This is a genomic window from Nonomuraea sp. NPDC003709, from assembly GCF_040610775.1.
Taxonomy (GTDB): Bacteria; Actinomycetota; Actinomycetes; order Streptosporangiales; family Streptosporangiaceae; genus Nonomuraea; species Nonomuraea angiospora_A.
This window is the reverse complement of the sequence record NZ_JBEXMW010000002.1, coordinates 162828-179054: the sequence shown is the minus strand read 5'-3', so window position 1 is coordinate 179054 and position 16227 is coordinate 162828. Positions and strand designations below refer to the sequence as shown.

15 protein-coding genes and 1 riboswitch are annotated in these 16227 nt (G+C 72.9%); all 15 genes read right to left on the bottom strand.

Going from position 1 to position 16227, the window contains the following annotated elements:
• Positions 1 to 82: 82 nt before the first annotated feature.
• Entirely contained in the window at positions 83 to 535 is a 453-nt protein-coding gene (locus ABZX61_RS05305; RefSeq protein ID WP_355191696.1) for a PH domain-containing protein, read from the bottom strand.
• Positions 536 to 554: 19 nt separating this feature from the next.
• The gene (gene ribH, locus ABZX61_RS05300; RefSeq protein ID WP_192792225.1) at positions 555 to 1022 is read right to left on the bottom strand and encodes a 6,7-dimethyl-8-ribityllumazine synthase; all 468 of its coding nucleotides are present in this window, start codon (positions 1020 to 1022) and stop codon (positions 555 to 557) included.
• A gap of 67 nt (positions 1023 to 1089) precedes the next feature.
• Positions 1090 to 2307 carry a bifunctional 3,4-dihydroxy-2-butanone-4-phosphate synthase/GTP cyclohydrolase II gene (locus tag ABZX61_RS05295; protein WP_355191694.1) on the bottom strand — a complete coding sequence of 406 codons (1218 nt, stop codon included), beginning with the start codon at positions 2305 to 2307 and terminating at the stop codon, positions 1090 to 1092.
• Positions 2304 to 2963 carry a nicotinamide mononucleotide transporter family protein gene (locus ABZX61_RS05290; RefSeq protein WP_350729123.1) on the bottom strand — a complete coding sequence of 220 codons (660 nt, stop codon included), beginning with the start codon at positions 2961 to 2963 and terminating at the stop codon, positions 2304 to 2306. Before ABZX61_RS05290 ends, ABZX61_RS05295 begins: the two co-directional genes overlap by 4 nt.
• A complete protein-coding gene (locus ABZX61_RS05285; RefSeq protein WP_355191692.1) occupies positions 2960 to 3550 on the bottom strand; it encodes a riboflavin synthase in 591 nt (196 codons plus the stop codon). The genes ABZX61_RS05290 and ABZX61_RS05285 overlap by 4 nt, the downstream gene beginning before the upstream one ends.
• Positions 3550 to 4851, bottom strand: coding sequence for a bifunctional diaminohydroxyphosphoribosylaminopyrimidine deaminase/5-amino-6-(5-phosphoribosylamino)uracil reductase RibD (gene ribD, locus ABZX61_RS05280; RefSeq protein WP_355191690.1), 1302 nt, complete (start codon positions 4849 to 4851; stop codon positions 3550 to 3552). Before ribD ends, ABZX61_RS05285 begins: the two co-directional genes overlap by 1 nt.
• A 111-nt stretch (positions 4852 to 4962) precedes the next feature.
• A riboswitch (FMN riboswitch) is annotated at positions 4963 to 5093 on the bottom strand.
• A gap of 75 nt (positions 5094 to 5168) precedes the next feature.
• Positions 5169 to 5978 carry an oxygenase MpaB family protein gene (locus tag ABZX61_RS05275; RefSeq protein ID WP_355191688.1) on the bottom strand — a complete coding sequence of 270 codons (810 nt, stop codon included), beginning with the start codon at positions 5976 to 5978 and terminating at the stop codon, positions 5169 to 5171.
• A gap of 30 nt (positions 5979 to 6008) precedes the next feature.
• The gene (gene rpe, locus ABZX61_RS05270; protein ID WP_355191686.1) at positions 6009 to 6671 is read right to left on the bottom strand and encodes a ribulose-phosphate 3-epimerase; all 663 of its coding nucleotides are present in this window, start codon (positions 6669 to 6671) and stop codon (positions 6009 to 6011) included.
• A 62-nt stretch (positions 6672 to 6733) separates the two neighbouring features.
• Positions 6734 to 8212: a transcription antitermination factor NusB gene (locus ABZX61_RS05265; RefSeq protein WP_355191685.1), complete on the bottom strand. Its 1479-nt coding sequence runs from the start codon at positions 8210 to 8212 to the stop codon at positions 6734 to 6736.
• Positions 8213 to 8254: 42 nt separating this feature from the next.
• A complete protein-coding gene (gene fmt, locus ABZX61_RS05260; protein ID WP_355191683.1) occupies positions 8255 to 9181 on the bottom strand; it encodes a methionyl-tRNA formyltransferase in 927 nt (308 codons plus the stop codon).
• A gap of 4 nt (positions 9182 to 9185) precedes the next feature.
• Positions 9186 to 9734 carry a peptide deformylase gene (gene def / locus ABZX61_RS05255; RefSeq protein ID WP_350729109.1) on the bottom strand — a complete coding sequence of 183 codons (549 nt, stop codon included), beginning with the start codon at positions 9732 to 9734 and terminating at the stop codon, positions 9186 to 9188.
• Between the two features lie 28 nt (positions 9735 to 9762).
• Positions 9763 to 11097 (bottom strand): hypothetical protein, encoded by a 1335-nt coding sequence (locus tag ABZX61_RS05250; protein WP_355191681.1) that lies wholly within the window; start codon positions 11095 to 11097, stop codon positions 9763 to 9765.
• Positions 11098 to 11134: 37 nt separating this feature from the next.
• Positions 11135 to 12568 carry a hypothetical protein gene (locus ABZX61_RS05245; RefSeq protein ID WP_355191679.1) on the bottom strand — a complete coding sequence of 478 codons (1434 nt, stop codon included), beginning with the start codon at positions 12566 to 12568 and terminating at the stop codon, positions 11135 to 11137.
• Positions 12569 to 12617: 49 nt separating this feature from the next.
• Entirely contained in the window at positions 12618 to 14741 is a 2124-nt protein-coding gene (locus ABZX61_RS05240; RefSeq protein ID WP_355191677.1) for a primosomal protein N', read from the bottom strand.
• Between the two features lie 256 nt (positions 14742 to 14997).
• Entirely contained in the window at positions 14998 to 16185 is a 1188-nt protein-coding gene (gene metK, locus ABZX61_RS05235) for a methionine adenosyltransferase (RefSeq protein ID WP_350729101.1), read from the bottom strand.
• Positions 16186 to 16227: the final 42 nt, after the last annotated feature.

Genomic DNA, 16227 nt, shown 5'->3' with positions numbered 1-16227 from the left:
CGCCGCAGCACTCCTTCAGGCTACGTCGACACCCGGTCCGGCGATATTCGCCCGCCGACCATGACACGGGGTCATCGACCGGCTACTTCTCGCGAGCCTCGCCGCGCTCCCGGATCAGGGCCTCCAGCTCGGCCGTGGCCCGGATGGCGCGGGCCTTCTCCGAGCCCTGGATGCCCATGGCCCCGATGGTGCGCCCGTCGGAGGTGTCGATCTTCGGCCAGGGGTCGCCCACCAGCAGCGTGACCTCCAGGATCTCCGGCCACGAGTAGCGGTGGGTGCGGGCGGCGTTGACGATGGTGACACCCTCGTCGTCCGCCTCCACCCGCACCCGCCCCAGCATGTGCAGCACGAACGCCACCGCGCACCCGAACGCCACGATCGCCAGCCGGTCGGGCAGCTTGAACGGCTCGGCGATGAAGACCGCCATGATCACCGACCCGAGCACGATCACGGCGGCGGAGCCGTACGCGACGATCCGCGGTCTGCTGGGACGCCAGGTGACGGGTAGGGATGGTGGAGTGATCGGCTCGGGCACGAAGGAAACCTACCGCAGGCTAGTGGAGGTCCCGCAGGAGGAGGGCGGTCTCCAGCGCGGCGACGGCCGACTCGTATCCCTTGTCCTCCTTGCTGCCCGGCAGGCCCGACCGATCGAGGGCCTGGTCCAGGGTCTCGCAGGTGAGGACGCCGTTGCCGACGGGCGTCTCCTCGTCCAGCGAGATCCGGGTCAGGCCCGCGGTCACCGAGTCGCAGACGTAGTCGAAATGGGCGGTCTCACCCTTGATGACCGCACCCAGCGCCACCACCGCGTCGCAGCGGCGGGCCAGCGCCTGGGCGACCACCGGGATCTCCAGCGAGCCCGGCACCCGCACCACGGTCGCCGTGGCGCCGCTGTCGTCGCAGGCCTGCAGGGCCCGCGCCACCAGCTGATCGGTGATCTTGGCGTGCCAGCTGGCCGCCACCACCCCCACGCTCAGCCCCGAGGCGTCGGGCGCCGCGACGCCCGGCCTACCTTCGCCGCTCATGCGGCCTCCTCCGTCGGCCGCATGAGCGGCACCCGGCTGTGTCTGATTGGTCGCTCGCTACGCTCGCTCACGATGCCTCCGAGATGTGATGGCCGAGGCGGTCGCGCTTGGCCGTGAGGTAACGCTCGTTGTGCGGGTTCATGGCCACGGGCAGGGGCTCGCGGCCGAGGACCTTGATGCCGTACCCGTCCATGCCCTTGAGCTTGGCCGGGTTGTTGGTGAGCAGCCGCACCGACCTGACGCCGAGGTCGGCCAGGATCTGCCCCGCGTTGGAGAACTCCCGCGCGTCCACCGGCAGCCCCAGCTCCACGTTGGCGTCGACGGTGTCGCTGCCGTTGTCCTGCAGGTTGTACGCCTTGAGCTTGGCCAGCAGGCCGATGCCCCGGCCCTCGTGGCCGCGCAGGTAGACGACCACGCCGCGGCCCTCCTGGGCGATGGCCGACATCGCGTTGCCGAGCTGCACCCCGCAGTCGCAGCGCAGCGAGCCGAACACGTCGCCGGTCAGGCACTCGGAGTGGGCCCGGACCAGGATGTTCTCGCCGTCGGACAGGTCGCCGAAGACGAGCGCGACGTGCTCGCCGCCGTCGAGCGCGCTGGCGTAGCCGTAGACCCGCCACATCCCGTACGCGTTCGGCAGCCGCGTCTCGGCCACCCGCGTGACCATGCTCTCGGCCCGGCGGCGGTAGTCGACGAGATCCTCGATGGAAACCAGCGCCAGGTCGTGCTCGTCGGCGAAGCGGCGCAGCTCGGGCAGCCTGGCCATGGTGCCGTCGTCGTTGACCACCTCGGCCAGCGCGCCCGCGGCCGACAGGCCCGCGAGCCGGGCCAGGTCCACGGCCGCCTCGGTGTGGCCGCGCCTGGCCAGCACGCCGCCCTCGTGGTAGCGCAGCGGGAAGACGTGCCCGGGGCGCACCAGCTCGTTGGGCTCGGTCGCGGAGTCGGCGAGCGTGCGGATGGTCTGCGCCCGGTCGGCCGCGGAGATGCCCGTGGTGACGCCGTCGCGGGCGTCCACGGTGATCGTGTACGCCGTGCGCATGCGCTCCTTGTTGTGCACCACCATGAGGGGCAGCCCGAGCCGGTCGAGCTCCTTGCCCTCCATGGCCACGCAGATCATCCCGCTGGTGTGCCTGATCGTGAACGTGCACAGGTCCACCGTGGCCTTGGCCGCGGCGAAGATGAGGTCGCCCTCGTTCTCCCTGCTCTCGTCGTCGACCACGACGACGGGCCGGCCGTTGCGGATGTCGTCGATGGCCCGCTCGATGGGGTCCAGCTTGATGTCGCTCATCGCGCCACCGCCACGCCGACCTCGGCCGCCCGGTATTCACGCAGCCACTTCACGAACCCGATCACCACCAGAACGAAGAAGATGCCGTACACCCACCCGGAGACCACCAGCCCCGAGCTGAACGCCAGCGGCACGCCCACCAGGTCGACGGCCACCCACACGATCCAGAAGTCCACCAGCGCCCGGCCCTGCGCCCAGGTGGCCATCGCGCTGCCGACGAAGATGTAGGCGTCGGCGGCCACCAGGAAGGCGCCCTTCGGCAGCGGCACCTGCGCGCCCCACGACAGGCCGGTGACGAAGAACAGCAGGCCGACCAGGGCCGTGCCCAGCAGCATCCCGCCGATCAGCAGCGACCGCTCCCACCACGCGGCGGGGCGGACGCGCAACTGCTTGCCGTCCTGCGTGCCGCGCCGCCACGCCCACCACCCGTAGACCGCCAGGCCCGCGAACAGGGCCTGCTTGAGCGCGTTCCCGGTGATGTGCGCGTTGATCGAGGCGATGAACAACAGCACCGAACCGGCGAACTGCACCGGCCAGGTCCACATCGACTTGCGCATGGCGAGCAGGACCGTCGACAGGGCGGCGATGTTGCCGATCAGGTCCGTCCAGAGCACATGGGTGCCGAATACATCGAATCCGGCGTCGGCCCAGTTCACTGCCTGACCACCAGCCTTTCCACATACTTCGCGATCACGTCGACCTCGATGTTCACGGTGTCGCCCACCTGGCGCTCGCCCATGGTCGTGAGCTTGAGCGTGGTGGGGATCAGGCTCACACCGAAGCTGTCGTCATCAACCGTGGTCACCGTCAGGCTGATTCCGTCGATCGCGATCGAGCCCTTCTCCGCCACGTACGGGCTCAGCGCCTCGGGGAGCGAGAACCGCACGTCGTCCCAGCTCTCGCCGGGTTCCCTGGACAGCAGCACGGCGGTGCCGTCCACGTGGCCCTGCACGATGTGGCCGCCGAGGCGCTGGTCGGCGCGTATGGCCCGCTCCAGGTTCACGGGGGAGCCCTGCTTCAGCCCGCCGAGGGAGCTGCGGTCGAGCGACTCCCTCATCACGTCCACGGTGAACACGCCGTCCTCGACCTCGACGACGGTGAGGCACACGCCGTTGACCGCGATCGAGTCGCCGTGCTTGGCGTCGGAGGTGACGACCGGGCCGCGCACCGACAGCACGGCCCCGCCGCCCGCCTGGTCGATGGCCACCACTTCGCCCTTTTCCTCAATGATTCCGGTGAACATCACTGCTCCCTGCCTGGTTGGGTGGCAGGCCGGGCGATCAATCGCACATCCGGCCCTATGGGGGAAATTTCGTCAAAAGTCAGGCGGTGCATCTCGCCGATCGTCCCCACCCCGGCCGCGCCGAGCGCGGCCCTCCCGGAGCCGAGCAACGCGGGGGCCAGGTACGCGACCACGCGATCCACCAGGCCCCGCCGCAGGAACTCCCCGGCGAGCGTGGGGCCGCCCTCCAGGAACACGCTGACGACCTCGCGCGCGGCCAGCTCCTTGAGGAGGGCTTCGAGGTCGAGACCGCGGCCGTCGCGGGGCAGGCGGAGGAGGTCGGCCTTGAGCCCGGTGTCGGCGTCCTCGGCGACGGCGACGAGCGTGGGGGCGCTGTCGTCGAGCACCCGGGCGTCCTGCGGCGTCCTGCCCCGCGTGTCGACCACGACCCGCAACGGCCGCCGCCTGCCCGCTTCCCCACCTCCCGCCCCGCTGCCGGGACGCGTCTCCGATGCGGGGGCCACCCGGCCGACGCGCGCCTCCGAACCGCGACCGGCCGACGCGGGAACGGCCGACGCGGGAACGACCGACGCGGGAACGACCGACGCGGGAACGACCGACGCGGGAACGGCCGACGCGGGAACGGCCGACGCGGGAACGACCGACGCGGGGTCGTTCGGGGGGCCGGGGCGGGCCGTGAGGTGGGGGTCGTCGGCGAGGACGGTGCCGATCCCGGCGACGATCGCGTCCGCGGCGGCCCGCAGCCGGTGCACGTCCGCCCTGGCCGCGGGCGAGGTGATCCACTGGCTGGTCCCGTCCTCGGCCGCCGACCGCCCGTCGAGCGTGGCCGCGAACTTCCAGGTCACGTGCGATCGCCCGAGCCGCGCGTACGTCAGCCACTCCTCGTTGACCCGCTCCGCCTCGGCGCCCAGCACCCCGGACGTCACCGAGACCCCGTGCGCCCGCAGCCGGGCAGCGCCGCCGGCCGCCTTGAGGTTCGGGTCCGGCACCGCGATCACCACCCGCGCGACCCCCGCCGCCAGCAGCGCCAGGCTGCACGGCCCCGTCCGGCCGGTGTGGTCGCAGGGCTCGAGGGTCACGTACGCGGTGCCGCCCCGCGCCCGCTCCCCCGCCTGCGCCAGCGCCACGACCTCGGCGTGCGGCCCGCCCGCGTACGCGTGGAAGCCCTCGCCCGCCACCTGGCCGCCGGCGTCGAGCACGACGCAGCCCACGACGGGGTTGGGGCTGGTGGTGCCGTGTCCGTGCCCGGCCAGTTCGACGGCGCGCGCCATGTGCGCGGCGTCCTGCGCGGGTATCTCCACCCCGGGGTACTCCTACTCGCCAGTAGCTCCAAGCCACGGCGGGCCCCGGGGGATTTCGGCCCTGATCCTGCTGTGCATCAGGGCAGGCGCCCGGCTGGGACACCGGACACCTCGCGCGCTTCCTCCCATCCGGACTTTAACCGTCGGTCCCGGAATTTCACCAGGTCAACCGGCCGATGGCATCGGCCGGGTCGCGGACTATAACCGCCGGTTCGGAATTACACCGACCCCGGAGCACGCTAGCTCTCTTGGCTACCAGTGTGCCATGCCCGAATTGCCCTGCGCGACCGGCCCGGCATATTTGACCAAGCGCTAGGTCAAGCGGCCATGAGCCGGCGCGCCCGCCGGGCGGCGGGGCTGTAGAGGACGTCCCCCGGGACCAGGCCGATCCCGGTCTGCAGGGTGCGCAGGGTCGCCGTGGCCCACAGATCGCCGACCGGAGTGGCGGGCAGCCCGTACAGCCGTCTCGCCCAGCGCGGCAGCGTGGCGAACGACAGCAGCGTCAGCGCGGGCAGCGCGGGCTTGAGCGGGGTCAGCATGCGCGGGAGCGGGGCGTTCAGCGACAGGCGCAGCGGGTGGGCCGCCTCGGGGACGAACCGCAGCCCCGGCCGCGCGGCGTCGATGTAGTCGCGCAACTCGGCCACCGACCCCGGAACGTCCTCCGCCTTCAGCCCCACCACCTCGGCCGCCCGCCGCCACTCCGCCACGAACGCGTCGGCCTCGGCGTCCGTCAGCCGCACCCCGGCCCGCCGGGCGACCGACAGGTAGGAGTCGACCTCGCCGACGTGGACCCAGCGCAGGGCGTCCGGCTCGTCCAGGTGGAAGGTGACGCCGGTGTCGGGGTCGTAGGCGGTCAGGTTGGTGTGGATCTTGCGGACGCGCCGCCCCGCCCGTTCGACCTCGGCATCGGTCCCGTACGTACGCACGCGTACGAACTCGGTGGTCCGCACGAACCGCGACCAGGCCTCATGGGGATCCATGAGCGCGGAGTTCTGCAGCACCCCGCGCATCGCCCGCGGATGCAGGCCCTGCATCAGCAGCGCCCGGATGCCGCCCACCAGCAGGATCGGCTCGCCCATCACCCGCCACGTCACCGAGCGGGGCCCGAAGATCCCATGGTCGCCCATAAGTGAATGGTTACCCAGGCGATGGGTGATTTATGCGCTTTTGAGGGTGGCGGCGGCCCGGAGAGCGTCAACGGCGGCGCTCGGGTCGGAGGCGCCGTAGACGGCGCTGCCCGCCACGAACACGTCGGCGCCCGCATCCGCGCACCGCTCGATCGTGCCCGCGTCGACTCCCCCGTCGACCTGCAGCCAGACCCGCCCGCCGTGCCGCTCGATCAGCTGCCGCGCCCGCCGGACCTTGGACAGCACCCCGTCGAGGAACTTCTGCCCGCCGAACCCCGGCTCCACGGTCATCAGCAGCAGCATGTCGACCTCGGCCAGCAGGTCTTCGTACGGCTCGACGGGCGTGGCCGGGTTGAGCGCGAGACCGGCCCTGGCGCCGAGCGAGCGGATCTCGCGCAGCGTCCTGATCGGCCCCTTGGCCGCCTCGGCGTGGATGGTCACGCTGCCCGCCCCCGCCTCCGCGTACTGCGGCGCCCAGCGGTCGGGGTCGTCGATCATGAGATGGCAGTCGAGCGGCGTCGGGGTCGCCTTGCGCAACGCCTCGACCACGGGCAACCCGATGGTGAGGTTGGGCACGAAGTGGTAGTCCATGACGTCGACGTGCAGCCAGTCGGCATTGGGCACGGCGGCGGCCTCGTCGGCGAGCCTGGCGAAGTCGGCGGCGAGGATGCTGGGCGAGATCTGTACGGCCATGATTCGGTAAGTCTAGTGAACGGCCCGCGCCCTGCTCCCATCAGTCCGGCGGGCCGATCGGATCACGCCTGGGGCCGCTTGCGGAGCAGGGCCAGGAACATGGCGTCGGTGCCGTGCCGGTGCGGCCAGAACTGGACGTGCGGGCCGTCGCCCAGGTCGTCGGCCTCGGGCAGGTAGGCGCGGGCGTCGAGCTGTTCGACGTCGTCCCGGCGCGCCACCACGTCTCCGACCACGACCCGGGTCTCGGCCAGATGCGGGGAGCACGTGACGTACGCCACGACACCGCCGGGGCGTACGGCGTCCAGCGCGGTGCCGAGCAGCCGCCGCTGCAGCTTGCCCAGCTCGGCGATCCCGTGCGGATCCCGCCGCCAGCGCGCCTCCGGCCGCCGCCGCAGCGCTCCCAGACCGGTGCAGGGGGCGTCGAGCATCACGCGGTCGAACACCCCTGGCCGCCACGCGGGCTCGGTGCCGTCCGCCGTGAGCACGGTCGCGTCCCTGGTCGTCTGCCAGACCAGCCGCGCCCGGTGCTGCTGCAGGTCGGCCGCCACCAGCCGGGCGCCCCCGGGGAAGGCCGTCGGGCCGGTGCCGGCGGCCGGGGCGTGGGCGCGGTCCCTGGCCTCCTTGCTCAGCCCCGCGAGGTCCCCATGGGTGGCGATGGCGTCGAGCAGGCCCGCCTTGCCGCCGGGACCCGCGCACATGTCGAGCCACAGCTCGTCGCCGTCCCCCTCCAGGGGGACGCGGGTCAGGGCGAGCGCCACCAGCTGGCTGGCCTCGTCCTGGACGGCGGCGCGGGTCTCCGCCACGGCCTCGATCTGGCCGGGATCGCCCTCGCGCAGATAGGCCGCGTACGGCGAATAACGGGCGGGGAGGGCGCCCACGGCCTCGAGCTCCTCCACCGAGCTGCGCCCCGGCCGCGCCACCAGCGTCACCAGGGGGCGGGCGTTGTCGGCGTCGAGCAGGTCAGGCATCTCGTCGGGCCCGCCGAGCGCGTCGCGGAAGGCGGAGACGATCCAGCGGGGGTGGCCGTAGGCGATCGCCAGATGGCCGACCGGGTCGTCGGCCGGGTCGGGCGCGACGATGGGCACCCACTCTTCGATCGTCCTGGAGCCGATCTTGCGGAGCACCGCGTTGACGAACTTGGCCGCCCCGGCGCCGATGCGCAGGCGTACGAGATCGACGGTGGTGCCGACGGCCGCGTGCGGCGGGACGCGCATGCGCAGCAGCTGGTGCGCGCCCAGCCGCAGCGCGTCGCGCACGTCCGGGTCGGGCACGCGGTCGCTGCACATCTCGATGACGGCGTCGTAGGTGCCGAGCCCGCGCAGCGTCCCGTAGGCGAGCTCGGTCGCCAGCGCCGCGTCGCGCCCCCTGATGCCACGATCGCGCAGGAGCCGTGGCAGCAGCAGGTTGGCGTACGCGTCGCGCTCGTCGACCGCGCGTACGACGTCGAAGGCCGCATTGCGGGCGTGGTCGCGCGTCGGCCTCGGCGGCCTGCGCGTCCCGCCGCCCCTGCCTCCGGCGCCCTGGTCCCCCCTCGTCCTCATCCCCTCAGACTTCCCTCACGCCTCGTGCGCCGGCCCGCCGGATCACTTGAAGATCTCTTTACTCTCCGGGCGAACCCCGCGGGCCCACTCCACGGCCCCCATGAGCCGCTTGCCCTGCGGCTGCACCTCACCCAGCTCCACCGCGTCGGTGGCCGTCCCGACCAGCACCCTCGCCTTGGAGGCGGCGATCTCGCCCTCGGGCAGCCGCTCGCCGGGCACCATCCGCACGGGCCCCAGCTTCACCCGCTGCCCCCGGAACTCGCTCCACGCCCCGGGCGCCGGGCTGCAGGCCCGGATCCGGCGATCGACGTGCATGGCGGGCTTGGTCCAGTCGATCCGGGCGTCGACCACAGTGATCTTGGGGGCGACGGTCACGCCTTCGGCGGGCTGCGGCCGGGCCTCCAGGCTGCCGTCCTCGACGCCGTCGAGGGTGGCGGCCAGCAGCCCCGCCCCCGACACCGACAGCCGCTCCAGCAGCGACCCGCTGGTGTCGTCCGGGCGGATCTCCTCGGTCACCACGCCGTAGACGGGCCCGGCGTCCAACTCCTTGACGATCTGGAACGTCGTGGCCCCGCCGATCTCGTCGCCGTGCAGGATCGAGTGCTGCACGGGGGCGGCCCCGCGCCAGGCGGGCAGGATCGAGAAGTGCAGGTTGATCCACCCTTGGCGAGGGATGTCCAGCGCCGACTGCGGCAGCAGGGCCCCGTACGCGACCACCGGGCAGCAGTCGGGCTCCAGCGCGCGCAGCCGGTCGAGGAACTCCGGGTCGCCGACCTTGGCCGGGCGGAGCACCTCGATGCCCGCCTCTTCCGCGAGCTCGGCCACCGGCGAGGGATGGACCTTGCGCCCGCGCCCGGACTGGGCGTCGGGGCGGGTGACGACCGCGACGACTTCGTGGCGCGGCGAGTCGATCAGGGCGCGCAGCGACGGCAGCGCCGTCTCCGGCGTGCCCGCGAAGACGAGACGCATGCTCTCAGAGCGCCCTTCCGCCGGTGGCGTGCGGCGAGACCTTGATCACAGGGGCGGACAGGCCGCTCCACTCGGCCTCGCGCACGGCCTTCATGGCCAGCTTGCGCTGCTTGGGGTCCATGCGGTCGATGAACAGGATGCCGTCGAGGTGGTCGGTCTCGTGCTGGAAGCAGCGGGCCATCAGGTCGGTGCCCTCCAGCGTGACGGGCTCGCCGTGCATGTTGAAGCCCTTGGCGACGGCGCGGATGGCGCGCGGCGTCGGGTAGGACAGGCCGGGGAAGGACAGGCAGCCCTCCTCGCCCTCCTCGTCCAGCTCCGAGGACAGGTCGAGGTCGGGGTTGATCACGTGGCCGAGCTGCTCGTCCACGTAGTAGGTGAACACCCGCAGCCCGACCCCGATCTGCGGGGCCGCCAGGCCGGCGCCCGGCGCGTCCATCATCGTGTCGGTGAGGTCTTTGACCAGCTTGCGGAGCTCCTTGTCGAAGTCGACGACCGGGGCCGCCGGGGTGCGCAGCACCGGGTCTCCGAACAGCCGGATCGACTGGATCGCCAAGGGGGTTACTCCGTTTCTCGTCTGTGGATCAACCCAGTTTAGTGCTCTCCAGGGAGCGCGCCTTCATCGCCGCCTTGCGCGCCGCCTTGACCACGGCCTGGTCGTCGTGGGCGGAGGCCAGCATGTCGAGCACGGCGATCGTGTCGGGGTGGTCCACCGCGGTCATCTCGCCGACCAGCTTGATCAGGTCCTCACCCGGCTCGGGCGTGTCGAGCCGGCCCGCGGCCGGGCCCGACAGGTGCATGAGGGCGGCCAGGGAGTCGACCGCGATCCAGGTGTGGTCCTCGGGGCTGAGCGTGGGCGCCTCGAGGTCGCGGATGTGCAGCCAGGAGGCGGCGTAGCGGCGCATCAGCGGATTTCCGAGCGCCTGCCTGACGGGCCCCTCGGCCTCCGGCCCCAGCTCCTCGAGGATGGCGCCGACCGCGCCGCGCTGCCCGGCGGTGCCGGACGCGGCGATCTCGATCAGGTCGCGGGCCGCGGCCTCCGGCTCGCGGCGCTCCAGCCACCCGGCGACGGCGCTCTGCGTGGCCGAACCCTTGACCAGCTCCGCCACCAGCTCGGCCGCCGACAGGTCGGCGAACACCTCCACCTCGGCCGCCGTCGGCGCGTCGTGGCCCTCGCGCAGCAGGTCGCGGCGGATGGCCCAGACGCCGAGCGGGGTGAGCGCGGTGCGGCCGGCCGCGGTCTGCTCGACGAGCCCGCAGTACGTCAGCAGCGACAGCGCCTCCAGCAGCTCGGCGGGCAGCGCCGCGGCCAGCCGGCGCATCTCGACCGGGCCGGGCGCGCAGGCGACCTCGTGGGACTGGAGGATGCCCCTGGCGAGGTTGGCGGTCGCCACGCCGGAGCGCACGGAGTAGATCGTGGCGAGCATCTCGGCCAGGTGGCCGTCGACCACGGCGGAGCCCGTCAGGCCCTCGTCGGCGCGGTCGAGCACGTCCATGACCACGCCGTCCCAGAACTCCAGGATGGCCTCCACCGTGAGCTGCATCGACAGCGGCCCTCGCGAAACGCGGCCGCCGAGGATCTGCAGCAGCCCGGTGTTGACGGCGACGATCCAGATCAGGCGCAGCCGGGCGGCGGGCAGGCCGAGCTCCTGGGCGGCCGCCTCGGCGTCCGACTCGCTCAGGTGCCCCTGCGGGGTGACCTGGCGGCTGCCCGTCCACGTGGTGAGCCTGATGGCGTCGGCGACGATCGGCACCCCGGGCACCGCCGCGGCCAGCTCGGCGTCGGGCGCGAGCAGGACCGGCGGGAACGTCAGCGCTTCGTGCTCCACGGGAGTCTCCTCAGGAGGCCGTGGGGGCACGGCGGCCTGCTCATCGATCAGCTTGCGCAGCTCGGCGAGGTCGAAGACGTTGTTTGCCACCCACGAAACTTACTGCACAGGAGTCACATGGGCGTACTCAACGGATGGCGCGGGACCGGGCTTTGAAGGCCGCCTTGCGTGCCGCCTTCGCGACCGTGCCGTCGGGGATGGAGCGTCCCAGCAGCTCCAGGACCTCGACGACGTCGGGGTGGTCGACCCGCCACATCTCCTCGATCATATGGGCGGGCGGGCCCGAGGCGGCCATGTTCTCGGCGAAGATCTCGGGATCCTCCTCGGCCGCGGGCATCGCGAGCGCCAGCATGTCGACGCTGACCCAGAGCAGCTCCTCCTGGGTGAGCTGGGGCGCGGGCAGCCCTCTGGCGGCCAGCCAGTGGATGGCGTGCGGGCGCAGCTCCTGGTCGTCGAGGTGGTCGCGGACCTGGCTCTCGGCCTCGGCGCCCAGCCGGTCGACGATGGTGATCGCGATGCCGCGGGCCACGGCGGGCGCGCCGGAGGCGGCGGCCAGCAGCTCGGCGGCGGCCTCGCCGGAGGCCCGGCCGCTCAGCCAGCGGTTGATGTCCTGCTCGGCGAGCTCGGCGGGCACGCCGTCGAGCAGCCCTTCGATGAGCCCGAGCGCGTCGGCCTCGGCCAGGTCGGGGGCCTCGGGCGCGTCGAGGTCGAGCGACAGGTAGTGCTCGCGCAGCCCCCAGACGGCCAGCGGGGTGAGCTCCGCGGTGTCGTCCGTGACCTGGATCATGCCGCACCACGACAGCCGGTCGAGCGTGCCGGCCAGGTCGGCCTCGCCGTCCTCGGCGATCTCGTCGAGGTAGTCGCCGATCACGGTGACGGGCACCCGCATCTGAAGCCGGTAGAGCATGTCGAACAGGTCGTAATGGCCCTCGTGCCGCTCGACCAGGTCGGCGACGCGCGCCGCCCAGGTCTCCAGCGGGTCGCCGGTGTCGGGCAGCGGGTCCTCGGCCAGCAGGGGCACGCTCTCCAGCGCCGCGACGAGGTCCTCCCGCGCGGCCAGCCGGGCCGCGGGCAGCGGGGTGCACCCGGGACAGTCGCAGGGCGCCTCGCCCAGGTCGGGCACCTCGCCGGAGGGGATGGCGACCGCCTGCTCGAGCGACTCGGGGCCGATGGAGCTGAAGAGGCTCTTGGCCATGCCGAAGTTCGCGGGGTCGGCGAGGGCCTCGGGCATGCGCGGCGCGATGTCGTCGAGCCTGTCGCGCATGAGCACCGCCGTCGGCTCGGGGACCGCGCCCGCCTCGCTGAGGTAGTCGACGAAGGTGCGGGCGGCGGCGACGGTCTCCGGAGCGCTCTCCGGCGGGGCGATGACCTTGCGCGGGTAGATGGACAGCAGCAGCTCGTCGAAGGTCTCCGGGCTGAAGTCGCCCAGTTCGTTGACGTTGAGATAGTCGCTGGCGTAGTCGCAGAGCAGGCGGACCTCGTCCGCGTCCACCTCGACTTCCCGCGCGTGTCCCCAAGCGCGCAGGTCGTCGATGGCCTGGTTCACCCATTCGATCGACACATGGGCACGCTAACGGCTGGCCTTCAGATGAGCGAATCGGGGAAATGGTCTAAATCAGGTCGAGCGGGTCGACACTCACCTTCACGACATCGGGCGTCTTACGCGCCGCACGCACCCCACTGGCCCCTTTGAGCGCGGCTGCCAGGGCCGCCCCACCGGACCTCCGTACCCGGATCATGGCGCGTTCCTGGCCGGCCTCGTCCACGGGGACGGGGCCGAGCACCTCGGCGTCGGGCGGCAGGCGTACCTCGTCGAGCATCTGCCTGACCGCGCTCGCCACGCCGGTGAGCGTGGCCATCCGCACCGCCGGCGGGAAGCCCAGCTCGGCGCGGTCGCCCAGCTCGCGCTCGGCGTGGGTGACGGGGTCCCACCTCAGCAGGGCCTGAACGGCGGGCAGCGCGGCGTCGCCGAGCACCACCAGCTCGGCGGCGGGGCGGAGCAGGGCGGCGGCGTTCATCCACCTGCGCACCGCCTCCTCGCCCGCCCTCAGATCGGCCCTGCCCAGGAGCGCCCAGCCGTCGAGCAGCACGGCCGCCGCGTAGCCGCCCTCCGCCACGGGCTCCGCGCCCGGCGTGGCGACGACCAGCGCACGGGTGGCGGGGACGGTGGCCAGGACGCCGTCGCGGCCCGACGTGCGCACCGGCACGGAGGGGAAGGCCCTGCCGAGCTCCTCCGCGGTGCGCCGGGCGCCGGTGACCACGGCGCGGAGCCTGGGGCTGCCGCAGGACGAGCAGCGCCAGTCGGCGTCCACCCGGCCGCACCAGCGGCAGTAGGGGGCCGCGTGGCCGCCTCGGAGGGCGAGCGGCCCGTGGCACAGGTGACCGGCCTCCGCCGGGGCCTCCGGCATCGGGAAGGCCGTGCCGGCGTGCGGGTCCGGCGGCACCGCCGTCCTCCGCGTGGGGGGCCGTGTGGGGGGCAGGGCGCAACGGGCGGGAGTACGGCAGTGCCGGCAGGCCAGGGCGGGCAGATAGCCGCGCCTGGGCACCTGTACCAGCACGGGCCCGCTGTCCAGGCCGTGGCGCAGGGCCCGCCAGGCGAGGCTGGGCAGCCTGGCCTGGCGGGCCGCCTGGTCCTTGGCCAGCTCGGCGTCCTCGCCCGCGGGGCGCACCCGGGGGCCCAGGCCCCTGATCATCGTGCGGGCGGCCACGATCGGCCTGGCCCAGCCGGAGGCGACGAGCTGGGTGGCCTCGGCGGTGCGCGCGTATCCGCCGATGAGCATCGCGGCGCCGGTCCTGTGGGCGCGCAGGCCGAGAACCTCGCGGGCGTGCGGATACGGCGCCAGGCGCTCGGCGTGAAGGTCGTCACCGTCGTCCCAGATGGCCACCAGGCCGAGATCGGCGACGGGGGCGAACATCGCGGCCCTGGTGCCGACGACGGCCCGCACCTGGCCTCTCAGCAGCTTCAGCCACCGGCGGTAGCGCTCGGCCGGGCCGAGGTCGGCGGTGAGCGCCACGTGCCTGCCCGGCCCCAGCACCCGGGTGAACTCGCCGTCGGCCAGCGCCACGTCCTTCCCGTCGGGCACCACGACGACCGCTCCCCTGCCACCGTCCAGCGTCGCCCGCACGGCCTCGGCCGTCGCCCCCGCCCATCCCCTGGCGCCCGGCAGGGCGGACCACACGGCGCGGGGCGCGCGCCCGTCGCGCAGCGCGCCGAGGAAGGAGGGGCCGGTCGGGTACGCGTTCCATGCGCTTTCGGTCTGGGACGGCTCCGCGGGCGGCAGGTCCTGCTTGGCGGGCTCCTCCGACTCGGCCTTGGCGTGGCGGGGCGGGACGGCCAGGCGAAGCACGTCGGTCAGGGTGCCCGCGTACCGGTCGGCGACCGCCCTGGCCAGCCCGGCGATCTCGGGGGTGAGCACGCGTTCGGGGGACACCACGCGTTCGAGCGGCATGAGCCTGCCATCGTGGTCGCTCTCGTCCGCCCGTTCCAGCAGGAACCCGTCGACCAGCTTGCCCGCGAACCGCACCCGCACCCGCACGCCCGGCCCGGCCGTCTCATGCATGGAGTCGGGCACCAGGTAGTCGAAGGGGCGGTCGAGGTGCGGCAGCGGGCTGTCCACCACGACCCTCGCCACGGGGCGCTCAGGGGCGGGCGCGGGGGCCCCTTTGGTGTCCTTCGACGACGCTGGGGGCCGCACGGCGTCGAGCGGCAGAAGGGCGTCGTCGGAGTCGGTCACGCATAACGTCTACCAGACCGTTCGCCGTGACCGAGCGAGAGCGGAACGGTTGCCGGGGCCACTTGCCCCCAGCGGTGACGGGCACGCAGGAAGGCCGCGTCAACCCAGGTGGGCCGGTCGCCGAGCACGCCGCGCGTCCCCGGACCTCAAGGCCGCGAGGGCCGCCTTCCGGAGCCGCGCCGGCTCCGGGGCGCGCCTGACACGCCCAGGGGCGCCGCACACCAAGGCGGCGCCCCTGGAGCTCGGACGGCGTGGGTCAGAGGCCGGCGGCGGTGCGCAGGGCCTCGGCGCGGTCCGTGGACTCCCAGGAGAAGCCCTCACGGCCGAAGTGGCCGTAGGCGGCGGTCTCCGAGTAGATCGGGCGCAGCAGGTCGAGGTCGCGGATGATGGCGGCCGGGCGCAGGTCGAAGACCTGGAGGACGGCATCCTGGATCTTCTCGACCGGTAGCTTCTCGGTGCCGAAGCACTCCACGAACAGACCCACCGGCTGCGCCTTGCCGATCGCGTACGCGACCTGGACCTCGCACCGGTCGGCCAGGCCGGCGGCGACGACGTTCTTGGCCACCCAGCGCATGGCGTAAGCCGCCGAGCGGTCGACCTTGGACGGGTCCTTGCCGGAGAAGGCGCCGCCACCGTGGCGGGCCATGCCGCCGTAGGTGTCGATGATGATCTTGCGGCCGGTCAGGCCGGCGTCGCCCATGGGGCCGCCGATCTCGAAGCGACCGGTCGGGTTGACCAGCAGGCGGTAGCCCTCGGTGTCGAGGTCGAGGCCGGCCAGCACGGGGTCGACCACGTGCTCCTTGATGTCCGGCGTCAGCATCTCCTTGAGGTCGATCTCCGCCGCGTGCTGCGTGGAGACCACCACGGTGTCGAGGCGGACGGGCGTGTCGCCGTCGTACTCGATCGTCACCTGCGTCTTGCCGTCGGGACGGAGGTAGGGCACCGTGCCGCTCTTGCGCACCTCCGACAGCCGCTGCGCCAGCCGGTGGGCCAGGGTGATCGGCAGCGGCATGAGCTCGGGGGTCTCGCGGCAGGCATAGCCGAACATGAGGCCCTGGTCGCCCGCGCCCTGGCGGTCCAGCTCGTCCTCGGCCTGGTCGACCCGGCTCTCGTAGGCGTCGTTGACGCCCTGGGCGATGTCGGGGGACTGGGCGCCGATGGACACCGACACACCGCACGAAGCGCCGTCGAAGCCCTTGTGGGAGGCGTCGTAGCCGATCTCGAGGATCTTCTCCCGGATGAGGGCCGGGATGTCGATGTAGGTCTCGGTGGTGACCTCGCCTGCGACATGGACCTGGCCGGTAGTGATCAGCGTCTCGACCGCGACCCGGCTCTTGGGGTCGTCCTTGAGCATGGCGTCGAGAATCGCGTCACTGATCTGGTCAGCGATCTTGTCCGGGTGGCCTTCGGTGACCGACTCGGAGGTGAACAGGCGACGTGACAACTCAGTGGCTCCTCATGCAGCGGCTGCTGACGGATTTAAGGC